The following is a 20,371-nucleotide window of genomic DNA, read 5'->3' on the forward strand; positions in this document are numbered from 1 at the left end:
CGAGTAATACCCGAAAGGTACTTGTAGCTCGTAGCTCATGTAGCTCGTAGCTTTCTCACTCTTCGATAATCACACGGAAGCCTACATTGTATACTTTCTGCCAAGGCAGATACGATCTGCGGTAGTATGTGGTGGACGCTTTCGGATGATCATTCCATGATCCGCCTCTAACCACTTTCTCCGCACCCGTACCTTGCGCCTTTTCATTGTAAGGATAAGGCAGATAATCAGAGGATGTCCATTCGGCAACATTACCCTGCATATCATAGAGTCCCCACGCATTAGCCTGGTACTCACCGCCTTTCACCATCAGCATATTGCCGTCATCCACACCATTCTCCTTGGGTTGATACGTGTAGTACTTATACCAGGGATCATTTTCCCGCATCGGCATCGGATTCACTCCTTTTACCGCCATTTGATTCAGGTGCTTGTCGGCCAGATTCTCAAACTTACCAAAGTCCGTGTTCAAGGAACCATACCAGAACTCACCGTCGCTACCTGCACGGCAAGCCCACTCCCACTGAACCTCGGTAGGAAGAGTAACGGTCTTACCGGTCTTTTCACTCAGTTTCCTGCAGAATGCCATTGCCTCTTCCCAGCTCACACGGATGGCAGGCTGTTCAGGGTTGTTGGCAGGATAGCCCTGGTGTACATGGTCTTTCCACAACTGGCGGATGAAGCGGCTGTCATGTTCCGGGAAGATTGTGCGGAACTGTTCATTGCTGACTTCTATCTCACCCATCCAGAATCCTTTCTTCACAACTTGCTTATGAGCAGGAGAGTAATCGGAATGACCTCTGTTACTACCCATCACAAATGAACCGGCAGGAACACGGACAAAATTCATCTTTACTCCCGGAGCCAATTCAATACTCATCTTCGTTTCTCCTTCTTTGGCAAGCATAGCCTGGGCAGCAGTTTTATCAAACGGCCAGCCTTTGACTTTTACATCCTTGTCTTTATACTCCTTCTTTTCCGGTTTCACTGGAACCGGTTTCTCTTGTCCTTCCAGGTATTTGGCATACGAACGGATCTCAGCCTGCCAGTCTACACCGGAGCGGGCATATTTCTCCGTCAATTCCGTACGGCGGCTGATTTGTTCCACTCCCTTAAATTCATTGGCTTTGAACTTGCCATGATAAGGAGCATTGAAGTCAATCCAGTTGTACAGAGCTTGCCATTCCTTGTCGGTCAGTTCCACTCCATGATGCCCCGTCTTCAATATTTTGATCAACGGACTCACGGAAGCATGATACTCATACGGATCGAGCACTTCAATTTCCGCTTCGGGACCTTGACGGTACACATAAGGATGCAGATTCAGATAACTGACTCCGAAGCCGGAGAACTTATCTATCTTTCCACCTGTAAAGTCAGCCAGTTTATTGGAACCATCGTGGCAGGCGATACAAGCACGATCCAGCACAGGCTGTACTTCCAGATCGAAAGTGAAAGAACGTACTCCACCTTCCGGCTTCGTAATCTCATGAGGCGCCATAGCCGAAGCTTTCACACGTTTCGGTATAGGCAATTGGTTCTGGTCTTCATGGCAGCCTACACAAGAAACAGTTTCTCCCGGCATACCGGTCAGCCAGCTGCGCATCCACTGAATGGCACGTCCTTCCGAATCCAACGGCTGCAATGAAATAGGCGTATTGGCAGGAATCTTAAATATCGCAGAACCGTCTTCTTCTACAGGAACGGTCCCCAACAAGCGCTTGATATCCCAACCACTCTGAACACCCTGCGCCCAATGGTCGGACGGAGTTTTGTTATAAGCATATTCATAAGCAAGCACACGGAATGCTTTTACTGTACCACGAGGCACACCTTCCAGACCTTCACCCTCGTATATATCCTGAATGAATACGGTAGCCTCCTTACTGGCCGGATTAATCTTTTCAGGAATCACCGGAGGTACCGGACGTTGCACTACCGGAGTCGGACAAATAAGGCCTTCACCTTCAAATTCGGCAATCAGCGTGAGGTTATCGTATATGTCGATCAGATAGACTCCCCACAGGGCGCTTTCATTCAACTTAGCAGTAACCAGGAAATATTTATCCGTCAATGGATAAGGCTTGATAAACTGAGGCCAAACGCCATCCACCAACCGGTCTTTTACAATCGGTTCTATCTTACGGTCGCGGAATGGCAATTCCTGTAACATACCTTTCTCTGACTTACGGCTCTTTGAAGGATCAAACAACATCAAACGGCCGGAACGTGTCACACCATGGTGACCGGAAATCACACCGATAAACTGTGACGAACTACCGGGCAGCGGTTTGGCATCGAACGTACTGTTCGGGAAGTAAGAACCACTACCATACAAAGACTTCTGTTCCGTTCCGTCCGGATTCATGTGCATTACGAAGCGTGAGAAATAGTGAGTCAAATCCGTATATTCCCAACGTGTGTACATGATACGGCCATTATTCATAACCGTTGGCGCCCAGTTGGCATCCTGGTCAAAAGTCAGACGACGCAAAGAGCCATCTTTCGGATCATACAGACACATATTACCTACCTCATCATTACCATTCACGCAAGGTACACCATTATAGCCGATATTGGATACAGCGATAAGCTTACCGGAAGGCAAATAAGTAGCATCAAAGAATTCCAAATCCTTTTCCGGAGTCTCTATGAGTTTCTTCAAACCGGTACCATCCAATTTCACTTCAAATACTTGCCAGCGGCGGTCGGTATCTACCATAGAGAACATCAAACGGTCAGCATCCCAATGTAATTTCAAATCAGGCACAGAAGAACCGTTGGTAGGTTTAAAGATAGTACGGGTCTTAACATCTCCACGCAAGTTGGATAACTCCGCAATCTCAGCATTAAATCCACCGCGTGAAGCGGAAGTCTGGTTGGACCAGTTGTTATTCTGAGTACCCAGGGCACGCGGGTTCACCTGACGGGCAGAAGTACCTATCTTATAACGACCGACAATGATCTTATCCATATCCAGCACTGTATTTGCCAGCAAGATATCACGCTTCAATTGCAAAGCTTTGTTGGCAGCTTCCAAGGCAGAAGCCTCATTTTTATAAATACCGGAGAAACCTTTTCCGGTCAGTAACTTCAGTTCGGCAAGCTTAGCCTGGTTCGTATTCTTATCATAACCGGCATCTTTTATCATGTCATTATAAGCCTCTTCAATAGCACGCATATTCAGCCAACTCAGAGACTCCTGCAAGTGATATACTTTCATAGCTTCCTGTGCCAGATTCAAATAGCCGATAACTTGATCGTCCAAGATCGGTTTAGATGCAATCTGTGCAACTTGGGCAGTGAAATAGGATTTATCATTCAGCAAATTAATAACTTCCGTTGCTATATGCTTTTCGATACCGGCATCATAGGTCGTAACCAACGCTTTCATATCGCTTCCACCGAATGGCAGAAACAAAGTAGCCTCAGTCGGATATTTGGCAACGATATCCGAAGCAGCTCCGGCACCGGTAATCCCTTGGAGACGGAAAATCACCGTACCCGCAGAAGAGCGGTTTTCCAATCCGATCTCCGCCTCAAAGCGGGTATATTTCTTATCCAGAGGAACCACGATTTGCGCATTGGCATTTGCCATGATCGTGCGTTTGTAGGTTTTGCCTTTCATGACTACATCCTGTCCCTTGGCATTCTCATTAAAACGCAGACTGCCGCTACCTGTTTTCTTGAAAGTACTTCTCAAGTCGTTCAGCCAAACGGAGGAACCGTCTGCCGCTACTAATTTAGCATTTGCCCATACAGCCTGGTCATCTCCTGTACCATCTACCGTACCCCAGGTATAAAGCACCATTTCATCCAGTCCGGTTATATCCGCCGAGAAAGGCACTGCTGCCTCTTTTGCCTTAATTACCTTCGATGCAACCGGCAAACAGGTCTTTTGCATTTCCGCATGGGCCCGATTCTTAGCCGCAGCAATGCTTTCCGCCCACGTAGCAGGCGCTTTCACCTTCGCACTCGCCCTTCGCTGTGCCATAGTGGGAAGCAACAGGGCAATGCATACAGACATTACTAATAATTTCTTATTCATAATACTTTGTTCTAAAGTTAATCTCCTATTTTAAGTTCGGTAAGCGGAAATTGTCTATATAGCAGGCAGCGGATATCTTACCGACATTCTTCTTATCATGCAAGCTCCACACCACTTTACCGTTTTTATCTATCTCTATCAATTGCGGTTCATCCACCGTGGCATCTTTCGTATGTCCATACCAGTTACAAATCAATAGATTCCCATTCTTCAATTGCAGGATTTGCCCTACAAACAATAAAGCAACTCCTTCAATATCCAGTGCATTTACCCGTTTCATCTCTTCGCCTGTCTTGCGGTCGATCACGATGTAACAATGATTGTCTCCACAAGGCAACAGCAGATTTCCATCAGGAAGTTCAAGAGACGAGAATGCCTTGCCCTCAATCTGATGTTCAGCGATGATCTTCCCTTTACGGCTTACTTCCAGCACTTTCTGTTTTGCCATTACCGGTATCAGATAATTACTGTTCCGGAGTTGGAATACTTGTCTGAACTGACTGTGGGGTCTTTCTACTTCCAGATTCAATGTTACTTTATTTATTTCTTTACCTTTCTTATCCAATTCTATGAATTGGGCAGGAACACCACATATTCCCAATAACACGCCACCGTTCCGCAACAAGGTAGCTGATTGTAATTCCGTCTTGTCCGGTGTTTTATAATCCCAGACCACCTTATGGTCCCATGTCACGAGTTTTGCTCCCCGCTTATACGAATACAAGATTTCTCCCTTCCGGGTCAAAGCAACCGCATTACATTCTTCCCCTTTCTCCAAGGCATGCTGCCATTCCACTTTCCCCGTCTGTTTATCCAGCAGCAGAATATTCGGATTTCCGGAACCGGCAACCAAGAGTTTATCTTGTGCTGCCGCCCGAAATCCCATGGAAAGAATGATCCAAATAATTATATAAACCCTCATCATTCTTTTTGTAATCAGTGTTACTTATTCTTCAGTTCATTGAACAGTTCGAATGCCTGTTCCGGTTTCAGGTTTTCGTGTACCACTGCATGAACGGCCTGTATCATAGCGGCAGGCGCTTCCGACTGGAACACATTACGTCCCATATCCACACCGGAAGCCCCCTCGCTGATTGCCTTATAGCACAACTCCAACGCTTCCAGTTCAGGAAGTTTCTTTCCACCTGCAATCACCACAGGAACAGGACATGCTGCCACTACCTTTTCAAAACCATCACAATAATAGGTCTTCACGATATTCGCTCCATTCTCGGCAGCGATACGGGAAGCTAAACCGAAATAACGGGCATCACGTGCCATATCTTTACCAACGGCCGTCACTCCCATCACCGGTATTCCGTAACGGGTACCTTTATCTACTGCCTTGTACAGGTTGGCAACCGTTTTTGCTTCGTGGGCTGCATCTCCGATAGACAGCATGATTGCCATGGCCGATACATTCATACGTATCGCATCTTCAACGTCAATCAAGACATTGTCATTCAGTTCTGTAAGAATAGAAGTGCCGGCATCCGAACGAAGACAAACAGGTTTATTGGTACTGGGCGGTATTACCGTACGAAGAATACCGCGTGTACACATCAGGCAATCTGCATATTCTATCAACGGAACGATGTTCAAATCGATACGCTCCAAACCGGATGTCGGTCCCATAATAAAACCATGGTCAAACGCCAGCATCACGGTTCTGCCTGTCTTCGGATTGAAGATACGCGATAAACGATCCTTCATACCCCACGGAAGATGTTCCGCTCCTTTTACATGAAAACTATTATTAGTAGAAGCTACCCCCAAACCGAAATTGCAGCCTTCTCTTAAATCATCTAAATCAGCCATTTCTTATCTTTTCATTAGTTATTTATTATAAAGCTTTTGCGAACGCATCAAACATGCACGACCAGGATGAAGCCCCGGAATCCGCGTACCCGATAGAGCGTTCGCCATAATTACGGGCACGTCCGAAGTTTGCCTTCATTTCTTTGGTAGCTTCAGCACCTTTCACAGCTGCTTCGGCACCCGCTGTCAGAATAGCCTTCACATCAGCAGAATCACAAGCCTGAATGGCTTCCACCGCCGGTATCAGGGCATCCATCATTGTTTTATCTCCCAGTTTTGCTTTTGTTTGTTTTCTCACACCTTCAAGTCCACCTGCAAACATAGCTTTTACACCTGCCACATCCAGTTCGGTACCTTCCGCATGGTCGCTCATTCCCAGGAAGAATCCCCCCAGTAAGGTACTGGTCGAACCGCTGATTTCAAGCATCAGGTTAAAACTCATATCATTCAGCATCGACTTAAATTCAGTGCCCTTATCAGCCGTAGCAACAAGAGCGGACATGGATTGAACGATAGCTGTTCCATGGTCGCCATCTCCCAATACCGCATCCAGTTTTGAAAATTCATCGGAGCGCTCCGTAATGCACACCAGCGCATTACGAAGCATCTTCTTGAAATCATCTATAGTCAGTTTATCCATCTCTTACTTACCGATAGTGGTCCAATAAGGAGCATTAGACATTTTATTATTCAGATAATCTATATGATCGTCATCCAGCAAACCAAGAATCATTTGGAAACCAGCTTGTTCCTGAACAGTCAACAACTCACCGATACGGGCGGCAGCCACTTCGATACCGGCATTTTCCAACACCTGATGAGCTTTGCGATAAACGATATTCATCTCCATGTGCGTAGTTGCCCCTACACCGTTAATAATTAACAGAGCCTTGTTACCGGCTTTCGGCTGTAGCTTCTTCATCAGCAAACCAATCATTTCTTCGGCTGTTTCATCGGCAGAAACCAGTTGCTTGCGACCGCCTCCACCTTCTCCATGCTGCCCCATACCGATTTCAATTTCACCGTCCGGAAGGTCGGAGATGGTCATGCCGTTTTGCGGATGGGTACAAGACTTCATAGCCACTGCCAACGTAGCCAAGCGTGCATTGAAACGTTCACCTATTTCAATAATCTCGTCCAGTGACTTACCTTCTTCAGCGGCAGCTCCAACTATCTTGATCAAAGGAATACAACCTGCCAGACCACGACGATCTTCATCCGGTGCATCCAGTCCGGCACTGATATCATCGTGCGTTAAGATAGTCTTGACCTTAATACCGGTACGTTCAGCCAACTGGCATGCCATGTTTGCACTCATGATATCACCGGAGTGGTTCAACACCACAAGCAAGATACCGGCCTCACGTTTGAACATCTGCAAAGCCTGGAACAAGCGTTGCGCACCCGGAGCAGCAAAAATATCACCGACTACAGAACAGTCCAACATTCCGTCGCCCACGAAGCCGCTTAATGCGGGTTCATGACCGGAACCACCCAAAGTGATCACAGCTACTTTATCTTCTGCTTTCGCATGTGCACGCACAATAATGTTTTCTCCGCCGATGGCTACCTGGTTACTATAAGCCATTACATATCCTTCCAGCAATTCAGCTGTCAGATTATCCGGATCATTTATGAATTTATTCATCATAGTTTCTTTCTACTAATTGATTATTTATCAAACTGCATTAACTCCAAAGCAATACCCTCTTCTTCAATGAAAGCAATTGTCAGATTCTCTCCGCCCGGCATCGGTTCAACTAATACTTTTGCACCTTCCAATTCGGCTGCCAGATCATCGACTTCGTAAGCGATATGCGCTACTTTCTGAATCAATTCAGGCATCCAGCTGCCTTCTTCGAAACGCAAGTATTCTATCTTATTGGGGCTTTCATTAAAGTTAGTCAGCCATACTTTTAATCCTTCCACATATATCTCACCCGGTTGCGGTGTAGTGGTCGGTATTCCAAAATGATTAATCTTTCTCATGGTATTCTTAATTATTGAATGATTTACAAAGCAGCCTGTCCATTAGTGAAACGCAGACCATCGTTATCATGGTAACATGCCCACTCATCTACAATGGCTCCCTCAGGACCGGCCATCATAAAGTGGAAAGTACCCAGTTCTTTCAGACGAAGGACATCACCCACATTCTGCTTCACGAAATTCTTGCTTTTGATAGGACCGTGAGATGCCGGAACCGCAGGAGCATTCGGAGTCTCCTCTCCTACTTCGGAGAAGTTATAAACCCAGCCGTGATTTACCATCCATGACTCGTGTTTTGCCGGGAATGCCGTTTTTACATGGGCATGTTCCGGAATCATCTGTCCCGGCAACAAATAAATAGCATGTGCAAAATAGCCATATTCAGGATCGTTTACCCAAAAGATGCCTCCCATACCTACATTCTCAAAGTCACCCAAACCGAAATCTGTAAACCAGATATCTTTCTCCATCAGCGGAGTGTAAGGCACACCATAAAATTCAAACATGTCAAGGAATGCCTTCTTGGCAGCTTCCTGATCAAACTTTCCGTCTTTGTAGAAGTCAGCGTTCGTGTACTTCTTCTGATACGTTGCCTTTTCTTGTGTCATAACTTGTTCTGCTTTTTTAGATTCTGCCGTACAAGAAACGAATCCCATACCGCAGGCGGCAATTAATGCCAGGGTTAATACTTTTTTTAATCTCATGTATTTATCTATTTTAATGGTTAATAATCAGCCTCAGCAAAGCACTCCCATTCCTTCTATCTCTATCAGTAGTTCCGAACGGCATACATCGGTTAAAGTATAGATGGCAGGTAAATCGGGGTATCGCTCTGTCACTACTTGCCTTGCTTTTTCCATATCCTCCCAACGTTTCACATACACGCGGAAGGTGATAGGGGTAGCATTCTCCGTAGCAGGAATACCGGAACGATTGAGGTTATCACGGGATACCAGATATTCTATATTCTCCAAGGTAGTCAGGGTTTGCTGTTCAATACCAACGCCTTCCAGACTCTGTTCACCACGAATAGCGGCTGTACCCGATACGTATACGAAACCATGATCCTCTTTCCATACAGCCTTGGCACGTTCGAACTTCGGAGTGGTCTTTTGAGGAAGAGCTGCATCTTTTTCTCCCAATAATACATTCTGTGAATAAGCATGAGCGGCAATCTGCAAAGGATTATCCACTCCAAGAACCCGGACACTTCCATCTTTGCAGAGTAAGGCATCCACATCAATCATAATGCCGCCCCACTGAGTCCCGATACCGGTAGCAGCCGGATAACCGGTAGTCCACTCCACATCATTATAGAATAGCGAACGTGCATCATTGAAATCCTGATAATGCTGGTGTCCGGTTGCATCACAGGTTGTTATCTTTTCAATATAGTTCCATTGACGTATGATTGAGGAAACCGGCATACCTTCCGTTTCCAATACCCTGGCTATCTTGGAGAATACTTCATGAGATTGCTCACGGATACTTTGATGCAACACATCCCCTGTCACGCCGCTTAGAAACAAGCGTTTGCAGCCTTCTCTTTCGATAGTGATATAAGGTAAATCCTCCTGCATCCGATATTCAACATGATCTTGCTCTGTCAACTGTATTTCATGCACTTCCATCACCAATCCCATACTCTGAGGAGGTTGTGCCACATAGCTTACGGAAGGTTGTTTCTTTTTAAAAAGCTCTTTCACTGCTTTCCTGATGCAAGCAAAACGGGCTACATATTCTTCATTATCCATCGGCGCATCGAATATCACTATACGTACAGGAATATGAATAGCTTTATATTTCGCCAATAGCTGCGCCAACATCACCTTAAAGGGAGCTTTGTCAACCAACAGGAAATAATGGATAATCTCTATATTTTCGTGTGTAATCATGATCTTTTTATTCTATTAAAGTGAATTCACGTATTCGGCAAGTTCTTCCGCTTCTTTAGCTGATATTTTCTTTTCAATACCATGCTTATGTACCGTGAACACTTCTTCCATAGTGGCAGCACGTCCGTCAAACAGATAAGGAGCCGTACGCCAGACTTCACGCAGTGTCGGAGTGTCCCACCCGTTCTCAAATTCGATATCTTCACCGATGCGGTGCATCTTCATATCCGTATAATAAGGACCGGAATGGCATTCGTCGCAATTAAACTTTTCGTAAACCTTACGCCCCCGTTTAGCCTTCTCCGAAAGTTCGCCATTTACCAGATACGGACTGGGAACCGGTTTCAATGACATTAGATACTCATCCACACACTCTGCAAACTCTTCCGGCAGATCACTGAACTGAATGAGCTTATATCCGGCACGAACAGCTATCTCAGCATGAGCACGAATACCGGAAATCATACACGGCGGAGTGACATGGGAGAATAACAGGCTCTTACAATTCTTTGAATTACCAATGCCGTCATTCATCAAATCCCAGTTCATGGCATCCATACGCGCATCTCCCGGATGGCATCCATTGCACGACTGCCAGTTCTGAAAACAATGTTCCGCATCATTGAAGTATTTCTCACCACGCTGTATTCTGTTCTCCGTACGATTCTTCACCATGGCAACCGACTGAACATTTGCCGTATTCAAGTCCACGATATTCAATGTATCAGAGAAATAAGTAGGAACAACAGCCGTTCCGTCCTTCAGCATCATACAACGCGGTCCATTGCCTACCAACGCTACACGTTTACGCATACCATATAAAAAGCGTAAATCATATGCCAAAGCATCCTTTTGAGGATACTGCTCAAACTTCTGAATAAATGCGGGATAATCTATCACACTGACCTCATGGGTACCGGAATGGCTGACCACAATCTTATCATCCGTACACTTCACATCCCATATACCTGCCGCACCCCGTTCCGGTTCATCCAGCAACACGGCACCCTCAAAGTTCAGAGTAGCCAGATTAACGATACTGATGGCACTGGTATTCATCCAGCCCTGTTGCAACTGGGATGTCGGAACCTGAAAACGACCCAGATTATGAGTAACCAGCAAATAACGCCCGTCCGGAGAAAGCGACATTCCACGCAAGGCATTACTTCCATTGGCCAGTTGAATATCCTTTATCTTCCGGAAACTATTCATATCAATCACTGATACGCAAGCAGCTACAGTATCTATATCCGCCCGTTGCATAGGTAGGAAATTGGTAACAAACAAGTGTTTTCCTTCTTTATCAAAAACAGCAGATTTCGGTTCACGCAATACTTTCACCGTTCTTATCACATTCTTTCCATTCTTATCCAACTCTGACACTGTGCCGGCAAACTGGTTGCAAATATATAACTTGCCGTTACCCGCATTTACCAACGGAGCGCAGGCACCGGATGCTGTTTCCACAAAGACTTTTTCCGAAGGATTGGAAGCCGACAGGAAATAAACACCATTCTTATGTTCACCTGCCACCGTTGCATAAATCTGATCTCCATCTGTAGCAACTCCGGTAGGGACTTCATCCAGTTCCCACTCTTGCAAGCGTTCTTTATAATCTGATGAATAAATAGAAACCTTCTGAATACCTTTCTGAGATACGATCATTCCGGATTTATAAGGAGTAATACCCGTTATAAACAATGGAGTTCCTTCCGGCTGCTCCGTGGAATGAGTAGTAAATGCAAATAGAGATACCACTAAAAACACAGGCACTATAACCTTTGCGATGCTACGACTTTTATACTTCATAGTGATTGAATTAAGCTTGTTTTTCACATCACAAAGATAGGGCATCACTGGTCTGAGGGTTATCAATCGTGTATCATTGACTTGCAATAATGTCTCAAAACAAATGTAGTGAGTATTTTGAGACGGTAGTGGGAATCGTTTGAGACAAAAAAGGCGGAAACTCCTTTCCGCCTTAAATCTTATTTTTCATCTTACATCTTCTCTTTGTTCGCACTGTTCATCTGTACGAACTCCGTAGGTGTGAACCCATAGAACGCTTTAAACGAATTGGAGAAGTAGGAATGACTGTTGAATCCCAACAAAGTTGCCACTTCCGAAACGCTCATATTCGTTTCCTTCAGATAGCGCAATGCCACCTCCAGGCGCTTATTGCGTATCAGTTCCGTGGGCGAAAGCTCGGATATAGCTTTGATTTTGCGATAAAGATTAGCGCGGCTGATGCCGATCTGGTCACAAAGCATCTCTATACCCAGATTCTGGTCAGATATATTCTTCTCAATAATCTCATACAGTTTCTGTGAGAAGCGTTCATCCGCCGAAGTGGTACTTACACCCACCACTTCGGGCGAGAAGCGTTTGCCATACAGTTTCTTTAATTGTTCCCTCGACTGCAACAGGCTCTGAATACGTATCCGAAGCACATCCATACTGAAAGGCTTAATCACGTAATCATCCGCCCCTGCCTCAAAACCTTCCCTTATATGCATCACCATGGAGCGTGCAGTCATCAGTATCACCGGGATATGTCCGATACGGATATCATTCTTAATCATGGAGCAGAGTTCAAGCCCATTCCGTTTAGGCATCATAATATCGCTCAGCACCAAATCAGGAAAGAACTGTACCGCCTTGTCATATCCTTTGATACCGTTTGCCGCTTCAATGATCTCATAGTCATTCTCCAAAGACTTATGTAGGTAATCCCGTACGTCTTTGTCATCTTCCACCAAGAGAACCACCGGCTTTTTGGATGCTATTTCTCCAATGGGAGATGTTTGCGGTTTCTCCACCGGCTGTGCAAATGCCGTATCGCCAATCGTTTCCACAGGCATGGAATCCGTCTCTTCCTCTGTGAAAGCTTCACGGGAAACAGGCAGCAGAACAATGAACCGTGCTCCTTCCGTCCCATCTTCCCGGTCTTCAATACGGATCACTCCCTTATGCAGCTTCACAATGGAATATACCAGACTAAGCCCGATGCCTGTACCCGGTACATTTACCCCTGACGTTTCAGGTACCCGGTAGAAAGGTGTGAACACCTTATCCCGTTCCTGCGGTGGGATTCCACAACCGGCATCCACAACCTTCAACATCATATACAGGGCAGAAGGAGCTACTTCCTTTCGATACGATTCTTCCAACTCTCCGACAGAAATGCAATCTACTGACATACGTACGTCTTTGCCGGAAGGAGTATACTTGAATGCATTGGACAGTAAATTGAATACGACCTTCTCAAGCAGCACTTTATCATACCAGGCCTGGAACTCCCGGTCCCGGCAATCCAGTGTGAAAGTGATTTCATTGGTTTGCGCTATCTGATTGAACGCACAGTAGATCTCCGTAACAAACTCATATACATTATTCTCCGTGACTTGCAATTCCATCGTACCACTTTGGTTTTTCTGCAAGTCCATCAGTTGATTGACCAATAAAAGAAGCCGTTGGGCATTTTTATAAATGACCATCAGCTTATCCCGCAGTTCCATAGTCATATCCATCCGCTTCACCAGCTCTTCAAAAGGAGTGATGATCAGCGTCAGTGGAGTACGTAGCTCATGGGCGAAATTCGTGAACAGATGCATCTTTGCCTGATGGAACTCTTCCTGTTGCAGTTTCTCTTTCTGCTCCATTTGCAGCCTTTCCCGCAAGCGGCGACGGGCATTAAAATAATGGAATATTGCGTAGAACACTCCTATCAGCAATAGTCCATAAATCAGGAAAGCGTACCAGGTAGCCCATAAAGGTGGTGTAATGACAATCTTCAAAGTTTTCCCCTCCTCATTCCATACCCCATCGTTATTACAAGCCTTGACATGAAAAAGATAGGTGCCGGGACGCAGATTGGTATAGTAAGCCGTGCTGCGTTCTCCCACATGATTCCAGTCTTTATCATATCCTTCCAATTTATAGGCATACCGGTTCATCTCCGGATTGATGAAATTCAACGCTTTATAATTGATTGCCAGATTATTCTGATTATACTGCAAATTGATACCCTCCGTTTCATTAAGCAACCCATTCAAGATTCCTGTTCCATCATCTGTACGCACCACACGATTATTCACCAGCAGGTCTTCCAATACTATTGGCGGTACAAAACGATTCATCGGCATCTCCGGCGTATAAAAAGTGATAAAGCCATCATTGCCGGTAAAACACAATGTACCGTCCGGCATGGCTACCCCACCCCGATACGTAAACTCACGCAAATGAATACCATTATTGAATGGAAAGTTTTTAATCTCCCCGGTAGATGGAGAATAAGAGGAAATACCCTGCAACGAACTCATCCATAGATTTCCATCCGCTCCCTCCAGCAATTTACAAATATCCTCTCCCATCAATCCTTCTTTCTCTGTTACCCGGCGAAGCACACCACCACGTTTGTCCAGTTGGAAAATACCGCCTCCATAGGTAGATACCCATACATCACCGGATCTGGTTGATAATATGGAAGATATATAGTTACTTGGAATTTGCATTTCCTGTTCCGGTCGAGATGTACGAAATACGGTCATTTCACCTGTACGGGTATTAAAACGGTATAGTCCGGCAGAACGCATACCTATCAATAACACACCGGGACTCTCTTCTGCCATGCAACGAACGGAAGAGAAGTGCAATTTCTCTCCTTTCGGTCCGGTAAATTCAGTCTTCCGCTCACCGGCAGGAGTAAAACAAGTCAGTGCATATCCACCTTTTGAAGTTCCTACCCATAAATTACCGTCTGCATCACGCACAATACCATAAACAGCAAGTTCTATGGGATATTTATAGAATAAAGAAAAACGCCGGGTAGCAAGATCAAAACGATAGACCTCACCCAATACCGTACCGCACCAGATACAGTCATCCTCAGCATATACCGTCTTGATAACATTCGAATTATGCACGGAATAACTCTCCTTATCAATCAGGTAAAAGTTTCCCTCTCCTGTCGAGATTTCGTATTGGAGCAATCCATACCCTTCAGTAGCTATCCATAAATTTTTCTGTTTATCGACACAAGCCGTTCCATAGATTCCCGTTTGCTGATTCACCGCCTTTCCCGGAGTATGATGAATGAAGCGGTCGGTAAGCGAACTCAGCCAAGTGACGCCACCGGCAAAGGTACCAATCCACAACGTACCGGTATGGTCACGACAAAAAGCATAAATGGAAAAATGCCCCAAGCCACGTCCGGGTTCGTCATAACTGCTCACTTTACGAATCTGATCTTTCAACGGTGCATAAGCATAAATACCATCAAAGGTACCAATCAGCATCTCTCCATCCCATTCGGCAAGACAGCGGACATAATTATTCTTCAGACCACTGTTGGCAGATGTATAAGAAGTTATTTTATGGTTACGGACATCAATGCGGTTCAGTCCTCCAAATTGACAACCGACCCAGATACGATGATAAGAATCTTCATAAAGAGTGGAAACACTATTGTCCGGTAAACCGGCACGACGGTCATAATGATTCATCACCTGCATCTGTTTGTTACACTGGTAAACTCCGTTCACTGCCGTACCTATCCAGAAGTTACCTGCCTTATCCTCCATCAAGGCAGTGACGGAACTATTGAAATTTTCCACAAACTCCACCCTTTTAAAGTTGTCTTGTTCGGGAATATAACAACAAAGCCCGCTACGGGTACCCACCCATACTTTGCCGGAACTATCAACTAAAAGAGAAAGGATACTTGCACTGGAGAGTCCATCTACATTAAAATAATTGCGGATACGTTCCGTACGAAGGCACATCCGGCTTAATCCCCGACTGGTAGCTATCCATAAATTCTTGCTATGATCTTCGCGTATTTCATTGACTTCATTGTCTGCCAAACTCAATGAGTCCCCCGGATGATGGCGAAAGACGGTATATTCACTGCCATTATAACGATTCAGTCCATTACGCGTCCCCAGCCAAAGGTATCCCCGGGTATCCTGGCAAATGGTCATCACGGAGAGTTGGGAAATCCCTTCATTCAGTTTCTGGCTGTAGTAGAATGAATATTTAGAATGTTCTGCCCACACGTACAAGACTGAAAATGAGCAGACTAATAAAGTCAACAATATTTTCCTTTTCATCAGTATAGATATATTTACTGCACAAAAATAAGAAAAGCGTAGAAATAACATAGGATATAGTGCAGAAAGGTATGGAAATAGAATAAGACGAGCAAGGGTCAGTGGTAAACCCATACTATCAGAAGTTACGACAGAACTTACAATCAATAGTATTGATTGTAGGAATCATTGGCAATGATTGTAGGAATCAATGCCAATGATTGTAGGAATCAATGCCAATGATTGTAGACATCATCGGTATTGATGATAAGATGTCTCTTACACTTATCTATCCTGCATACATTATAGATTCACCCTCACTGCTACACCTTCCGTTATATTCTTCCTTAATATGGGCTTGCCACCTTTCAAGACTTCTACATGCAGTTTCTTTCCTGCACGGGATACACGAATATCAAACTCCGAATTGAAAGCACGTACACAATTCAGATTCATATACTCCCACTCCTGCGGCAAACGGGGTGTCATCTCGAAACTGCGCAATCCTGTGGGCCGGATGCCGAACAGTCCTTCGGTATAGATACGGCAATACAATCCACTTTCAGCGGAGAGATGACGCTGATCTCCTTCGGGCCACGCTTCAATGGCATAAGGCACATGATCGCCCAACAAACGGCGATGTGAATACTTCTTAAGAAAGTTCATACCTTTCTCCACTTCTCCGGCTGCAATGGTGCCACGCAGGGCATAGAGAGTACTACGATCCCAAAAGGTTTCGGTACCGGCTTGCGTCAGTAACCCATCGTCCGTCCATAGGCGGGGTGAGAAGAGAGCATCAATAGTGCCTTGCGCACGGGTGTAAATCCCCATAACAAGAGGCATACAAATCCAGGAACGCAGGATATCATTACCTTCATAATAACGGTAGCTGTGGAAACCTTCTATCTCGTAACCAAAATGTTTTTCTATGGCTTTCTCTAAAGCATCCGCTTGATCACGATACGTGTTCAATTGCTTTGCCGATACTCCCAATTCACGTCCCAGCATAACGGCTGAACGCAAAGCGTCATAATAAAGCGTAGAGGTACAGAGGTTTGCATCACCAGCCGGAAAGCGGTTCTCCAATTCATCCGAATTCGATGCAACCACGCCGGCGGGAGTTAGTTTACGGTTGCAATACTCCAGACACCATTCGATCAGAGCCCACAGTTCACGCGCTTCCGCCTTATCTCCACGAGCCAACGCATAGCGTGCGGCACCGTAAGCAATCATCGCACCGTCTCCCCTATCTTTGGCACCATGCCAGAAGCTGACACCTTCGGAGATGATGGAACTCGGAATAGGTTTATACTCCGGATTCATATAGCGGGCAAAGTGGCGGAAAGAGTTCAATGCGGACTCATCACCAATCTCATAACCCAGGAAAGGGAAGAAAGGATTGATATACTCTGCCTGGTCGTTAGCCCAGACAGCCGCATAATAGGCTTCACCACCTGGACCATGCATCAATCCGCCTTTCGTGCGGTAGATGCTTTCGGCACCACGTAGTTTGGCGAAGGCAAACATGCGATTGAGCACGGGATCGGGTGTGTCCAAAACCAGATTGCTCCACCACTGACTGATAAGCGCTTCACGCGCGGCACGTTCACCAAGAATGTTGATGTGTGAAAGACCGGCATCGTTTCGTCCGGACGAAGCATCCGCCTGTTTCTTTCCGGAAAAGACAGCATAAAACTCAAGCGTCTCTCCCGGTTTCAAAACAAAGACACCACTTTTGGAAAGACCGGCTTCGATGCAATAAGCACCATATACACCGGCTTCCTCAGGAGTAGTATATGTTACGTTCCACTCAGGCACTCGCAGCGTTATCTGATTCGGACTGCTATTCTTGAAAGTATATTCTTCACAATAGCGCGCGGCATTGGTGGAGGGATAGAGTACACGCGTCAATTGCACGGCATCTTTCAGTTCCTTACGCCGGTAAATATAACCAAAACTACTTTCCACACGCATAATGCCATTGAAGGTAACATCACGTACTTCTTCATTCAGCAGGGTTTGATCGTCCACCGTCACCAAAGCGGGAATATTCACATCGAAACGCTGCTTCAGATTGTTCTGTGTCTTATTGGGATGCATACGAAGCATAGGGAAAACAAGACTTCGGTTCAGATGGAAACGCTTCTGTGCATCCACACCGTACCGAAGGACAACGGAAAGTTGTTGCCCGCTCATTTCCAGATGATCGTCATGTGGAATATTATCATTGATATTCCAGCGAATAGCTCCATCATCCTGAATAGTCCAACGATCTTTCGGTTGTGCAATGGCCAGCGAGCCGGCAAAGATGAAAGAGAAAAGTAATAAAGTTCTTCTCAGGTTCATAAGGTTATTGTGTTTAATTGTTAGCTATTAATATCAATACTGCACTCTCAAACTGGGTATTCAATGGATTCTCCAGACCTTTTTCCATCAGTTCCGCTCCCGTAAATACCTTACCATTGGCAGGGAAACGGGAAGCCATTCCCTTTGCCAGACTTACTTCCTCCACACGATATTTTTTATGGGCATCCAGGCCACCAAGCATTACCCGGGGTTCATTACCATCTTTAGTCTGGTAGAAGTAAACGACTGCTTTTTGCTTATCTGTTGAAACATAACTCAAAGAAGCCAATGAGGACTCATAGGGAGAAACCAGGCGATAAAGTTCACCATGCATCACCAACGGACGAATGCGTTCTTTATACAATTTCACAGCATCGGCAATCTGCGCCCGTTCTTCAGCCGTAGCCTTATCCAATGCCAAGTCTATTCCGAATGCACCGCTCAATGCCACATCGATTGCCATCTTCAAATGACGCTTACCCATACGAGTCACATGAGCGGAGATCGTATTTGCAGGGAAGAAATGCGAGAAGCCCCATTGTATCTTGATACGTCCCAACGGGTCTGTGTTGTCACTGGGCCAGAAGGAATGGAAATAGGGCATTGCGCCATAGTCCACACGTCCCGATCCGCCGGCACAAAGCATGGCCATCACATTGGGGAAGCCTTTGGCAAAGCGATCCATCAGACGGTAAAGCGCCCAGTTATAGTCTATCCAGAGATGACTCTGATCGGCAGGCTGCAAATAAGAAGATCCGGGTTGGGTGATGTAACGGTTACAGTCCCACTTCACATAAGTGATATCCGGATTAGGCCGCAAGGTTTTGTCGATAATATCCCATTCAAAAGCCTGTACTTCGGGACGGGTGAGATCCAGTATTTCCTGATGGCGACCCAATATCGGTTCACGCTTGGATTGAGTAATGATCCAATCCGGATGTTTCTGATAAAGTTCACTCTGAGGATTCACCATCTCGGGTTCCAGCCAGATACCGAAGCCAACTTTACGCTTCAATGCTTCTTTGGCAATATATGACAGACCTTTTGGTAACTTCTTGGTAGAAGGATCCCAATCTCCCAGACCATGCTTATCATCATCACGAGAATAAGGTCCATTACCAAACCATCCGTCATCCAATAAGAAAAGTTCAGCACCTACCTGGCGGGCACCGTCAAAGAGTTGCTTCAGGCGGTCTTCATCAAAATCGCAGTGCGTGGCCTCCCAGTTGTTCAGCAATACAGGGCGGTCCTTTTCTGCATTGCGGATGGCATTTGCCATGGCCCAACGATGGAAACGACGGCTGGCTTCTCCCTTACCCCGCTTACTATACGTGTAGAGAATGGCGGGTGTAGTAAATGTGCCGCCACGCTCCAGATTGTACTGTGAGCCCAAAGGATTCATACCGGTCAGTAAACGCAGGTTCTTGTTCCAATCCACATCAAAAGCAAATTGGAAACTGCCGCTCCAACGCAAAGAAGCAGCCAGTACTTCGCCTTCATTTTCTTTAGCCGGTCCGTTCAGTGAGAGGATAAAAGAAGGAATACGCATCTGATGCGCACGGATGCCTAATTTGGAATCCAGAATCTTGACTCCTTCCGAAAGGCGTTCTTCATTGAGGGTTGCCTCGCGCTTATAGTTACCGGAGAATTGAGTGAGCCAGTATTCTTTCGCCTTTACCACCGGGGCAGCAGAAGCAAAACGATGCAGAATGACTTTACCTTTCTCATTATGCGTAACAGTATTCCATATCTCCATCATGCTATTGTCTGCATAGCACTTGATATAGATATCTACGGTGAAAGGATAGGCAGGGTCTTTCAGTGAAATAACGGTTTGTTCGATACCCTGTGCCAAGGCTTCCGTACGATGTCCGGCGTAGTGAAGTTCCGTAGATGTATTTCCATCTACGTGAGTTGCCTGAATAGCCGGTTCTGTCAGGACACCGTTTCCATAAGGAGGAAGAAACTCCCATTCACGTGAGGGTATCTTAGCTGGAGGCTCTACTTCACGGGCAGCATCTCCAAAACCCAATTGGTAAAGGCGATTGTCCGTACCCACCATGAAGGTCAGTTTTAGTTCGCCGGATGTAACGGTGAAGAGTTTCTTCACATTTGGATTGTCCGCTGCATGCACCGTGAGGAGAAGGCAGAGAAATAAGCAGGTCGTCAATATATTCTTCATAATC

Annotated in this window: 12 protein-coding genes; all 12 read right to left on the reverse strand. The window is 45.7% G+C overall.

The window, feature by feature from the left end; all coding sequences use genetic code 11:
* Window positions 1-55: 55 nt before the first annotated feature.
* Window positions 56-4,048, reverse strand: coding sequence for an SUMF1/EgtB/PvdO family nonheme iron enzyme (locus tag BN161_RS03605; RefSeq protein WP_044263227.1), 3,993 nt, complete (start codon window positions 4,046-4,048; stop codon window positions 56-58).
* Window positions 4,049-4,073: 25 nt separating this feature from the next.
* Complete coding sequence (locus tag BN161_RS03610; protein ID WP_209441884.1) at window positions 4,074-4,970, reverse strand: beta-propeller domain-containing protein; 897 nt, start codon at window positions 4,968-4,970, stop codon at window positions 4,074-4,076.
* A 20-nt stretch (window positions 4,971-4,990) separates the two neighbouring features.
* The gene (lsrF, locus tag BN161_RS03615) at window positions 4,991-5,866 is read right to left on the reverse strand and encodes a 3-hydroxy-5-phosphonooxypentane-2,4-dione thiolase (protein WP_044263231.1); all 876 of its coding nucleotides are present in this window, start codon (window positions 5,864-5,866) and stop codon (window positions 4,991-4,993) included.
* A 25-nt stretch (window positions 5,867-5,891) separates the two neighbouring features.
* On the reverse strand, window positions 5,892-6,506 hold the full coding sequence (locus BN161_RS03620; protein ID WP_044263232.1) for a DAK2 domain-containing protein: 615 nt from the start codon (window positions 6,504-6,506) through the stop codon (window positions 5,892-5,894).
* Window positions 6,507-6,509: 3 nt separating this feature from the next.
* Window positions 6,510-7,517 carry a dihydroxyacetone kinase subunit DhaK gene (locus BN161_RS03625; RefSeq protein WP_044263234.1) on the reverse strand — a complete coding sequence of 336 codons (1,008 nt, stop codon included), beginning with the start codon at window positions 7,515-7,517 and terminating at the stop codon, window positions 6,510-6,512.
* 20 nt (window positions 7,518-7,537) lie between these two features.
* The gene (locus BN161_RS03630) at window positions 7,538-7,855 is read right to left on the reverse strand and encodes a VOC family protein (RefSeq protein WP_044263235.1); all 318 of its coding nucleotides are present in this window, start codon (window positions 7,853-7,855) and stop codon (window positions 7,538-7,540) included.
* Window positions 7,856-7,878: 23 nt separating this feature from the next.
* The gene (locus BN161_RS03635) at window positions 7,879-8,559 is read right to left on the reverse strand and encodes a cupin domain-containing protein (RefSeq protein WP_044263237.1); all 681 of its coding nucleotides are present in this window, start codon (window positions 8,557-8,559) and stop codon (window positions 7,879-7,881) included.
* Between the two features lie 33 nt (window positions 8,560-8,592).
* Complete coding sequence (locus BN161_RS03640; protein WP_044263240.1) at window positions 8,593-9,750, reverse strand: chorismate transformation enzyme, FkbO/Hyg5 family; 1,158 nt, start codon at window positions 9,748-9,750, stop codon at window positions 8,593-8,595.
* A 15-nt stretch (window positions 9,751-9,765) separates the two neighbouring features.
* The gene (locus BN161_RS03645; protein ID WP_052356166.1) at window positions 9,766-11,604 is read right to left on the reverse strand and encodes a YVTN family beta-propeller repeat-containing protein; all 1,839 of its coding nucleotides are present in this window, start codon (window positions 11,602-11,604) and stop codon (window positions 9,766-9,768) included.
* 146 nt (window positions 11,605-11,750) lie between these two features.
* Window positions 11,751-15,860 (reverse strand): hybrid sensor histidine kinase/response regulator transcription factor, encoded by a 4,110-nt coding sequence (locus BN161_RS03650; RefSeq protein WP_044263242.1) that lies wholly within the window; start codon window positions 15,858-15,860, stop codon window positions 11,751-11,753.
* Between the two features lie 282 nt (window positions 15,861-16,142).
* Complete coding sequence (locus BN161_RS03655) at window positions 16,143-18,185, reverse strand: glucosidase family protein (RefSeq protein WP_044263245.1); 2,043 nt, start codon at window positions 18,183-18,185, stop codon at window positions 16,143-16,145.
* A 13-nt stretch (window positions 18,186-18,198) separates the two neighbouring features.
* Window positions 18,199-20,367: an alpha-galactosidase gene (locus BN161_RS03660; RefSeq protein WP_044263247.1), complete on the reverse strand. Its 2,169-nt coding sequence runs from the start codon at window positions 20,365-20,367 to the stop codon at window positions 18,199-18,201.
* Window positions 20,368-20,371: the final 4 nt, after the last annotated feature.

Source organism: Bacteroides timonensis (assembly GCF_000513195.1).
Lineage (GTDB): Bacteria > Bacteroidota > Bacteroidia > Bacteroidales > Bacteroidaceae > Bacteroides > Bacteroides timonensis.